Origin of the sequence: Arthrobacter sp. HMWF013, from assembly GCF_003061105.1 — a bacterium.
GTDB lineage: Bacteria > Actinomycetota > Actinomycetes > Actinomycetales > Micrococcaceae > Arthrobacter.
On sequence record NZ_QAIQ01000319.1, the window covers coordinates 1 to 2,122 of the forward strand.

The window sequence follows — 2,122 nt, forward strand, 5'->3', positions numbered from 1 at the left end:
GTACTAAGTTTCGGAAAGCCGGCGGGCATGTGGATAAACAAATTGCGGTCGGTTCCGCCCGCCTCCAGCAGGAGGACGCTCACCGTGGGGTCTTCACTGAGCCTGCCGGCCAAGACACAGCCGCCGCTGCCGCCCCCGGCAATTACGTAGTCATATGCGCCGTCGTTGAACATGGAACCCCTCGGCTCATGGCTAACTGCACCGTGGCTTGAAGCATTCACTAGAGTTTCTGGGCGGGCGGGGATGATGTCAACCCCCGCGTTGAACTTCAACCGGCTGAGGGCGCTCATCGCACAAATTATGATGCGAATTTGAGCCCGGAATGACGCGGAAAATCCCACATTGCGTCACATCGGCATTTGACCGTAAGCATACTTAGCATTAGTGTTTTCTGGGTGAACGGCGCTCAGCGAACAACATAACTCGATAGCGGTTGGAAGAATCTGGGGTCATCGACCACCAATTGCGCAACCGCGAGCTAGCCGAATTTCACCGCCGTATTCCACGGTCTCAAAAGAAGCAACCAATCGAGGACCCTGTATTGGGCCCAAAGTAAGGGAGCAAAACTATGTCATTTCTCAAAAAAGCCACCGCAGCAGCCGCCGGAACCCTTTTCCTGGTTGGCGCCGTAGCAGGACCTTCGCAGGCCAAGGAAAACACCACCATCAATGATGGTCTGGTAAACGTCACGGTTGGCGATGTCATCGTGAAGGACGCCGTCGACGCCAACATTGCGGCCGCCGTCGCCGCCACTCTCTGCGATGTCGCGGATGTCGGATCACTCGCCGTTCTGGGCGAGGCAGTGGACGCGTCAGGCAACGATGTGACTGTCTGCGATACCCTTGCGGGTCCGGTCCGTATCGTGAACAACTGATACTCCGCAGAACCAAAAGAACAGCCCTGGCCAAACGGCCAGGGCTGTTTTTTGTCCGTGGCAAGGCTGTGGCCGATCAGAGGGCAGAGGTGGCACTTTACCGGCTGAGGGCGGCCACAACGACGGCTGCTGTAACAACTCCCAGCGCCGCCAGCAGCACATAGGACAATGACTGCATTCGCCGACGGCGGAGCTCGCCTCTGGACTGCCGCGCGGAGCGGGTTCCCCCATATCTACCCATACCGCGATGCTATGAAATGCATCCTCAAGATTTGCTCAAGTCACGCGCTATGTGACTCAGAGGGACCGCTGACCGGAGCGGACGCCGGGATTCGCTGCACTGGACCCAGGAATGGCAGTAGGCTTCCTGATTAAGGCCAGAATTCGGGCAGTCATGGGGGACATCTTGTTTTTCGAACCGGTTGAAAGGTACTTCCGCACGCTGGGGCATCGCGGGCGGACTGTGATGTTCCAGCTTCCGCTGTTCCTGACGATGCTCCTGGTTGCCGTCCTGGCCATGGTCTTGCATCCCGAGCTCAAGTGGTCCGGGCCGTTCCTCTACAGCCTGGCTGCCCATCTCGTCTTGCTCGCCGCCTGCGCGATCGTTCCGTGGGAACGGCTGCCCAAGCGGGCCGTACTGATCATCCCGGCGCTGGACTGCTTGGCCATCGGACTGTCCCGCGAAGCAGGGGACCAATACCTCGCCGTGCTGGGCTTCCTGTTGGTCTTTCCGGTCGTTTGGCTCTCTGCCGGCAAGCACCCCAGCGGCGTAGTCCTCGCCATACTCGCAACCATCCTGAGCGCAGTCCTCCCCCCGGTAATCCTCGGCACAGGCTTCACCAGCGCCTCCTTCATCAGGATCGTGCTTCTGCCGGTCATTCTCGGCGCCATCGCACTCACAGCCCACGGGGTTGCCAACGCCATCTCCAGTCAGCGGCGGCTGCTTCAGGACCGGGCAATAGAGGTCCGGAAGCTCCTGACTGCCAGCGAAAATCGCGAACAACTGCTGGGCACGGTCTTGGACACAGTCAGCGTCGGTGTCTGCGCCCTCGACGACCAGGGCCGGACAATACTCACGAACCACCACCACGGCAGCCAACTGGCCGAACCCCTCAGCGACCCCTCTGAGGTAGGCACGGACCGCATTCCCGTCTACGGCACTGACCGGGAGCATCCCCTCCCACCCGAGCGGCACCCCCGGACCCGCGCCGCCAGAGGCGAGGCCTTCACCGACGAACTGATCTGGAT

At 60.5% G+C, this 2,122-nt stretch carries 1 protein-coding gene and 2 pseudogenes; 2 read left to right on the plus strand and 1 reads right to left on the minus strand.

Annotated features, from left to right (window positions below; translation table 11 throughout):
• A pseudogene (locus tag DBR22_RS24490) lies at positions 1–290 on the minus strand (GMC family oxidoreductase N-terminal domain-containing protein); the annotation flags it as partial.
• A 278-nt stretch (positions 291–568) separates the two neighbouring features.
• Between DBR22_RS24490 and DBR22_RS12025 the strand changes: the two are divergent.
• Together DBR22_RS12025 and DBR22_RS12030 are read left to right on the plus strand one after the other, a co-directional pair.
• Positions 569–874, plus strand: a complete 306-nt coding sequence (locus DBR22_RS12025) for a hypothetical protein (RefSeq protein ID WP_108599205.1) — start codon at positions 569–571, stop codon at positions 872–874.
• A 394-nt stretch (positions 875–1,268) separates the two neighbouring features.
• Positions 1,269–2,122 (plus strand): annotated as a pseudogene (locus tag DBR22_RS12030) (two-component sensor histidine kinase); the annotation flags it as partial.

What these genes read in the sequence shown, in the direction of transcription:
- DBR22_RS12025 (WP_108599205.1), top strand. Translation starts at nt 569, where the DNA reads ATGTCATTTCTCAAAAAAGCCACCGCAGCAGCCGCCGGAACCCTTTTC.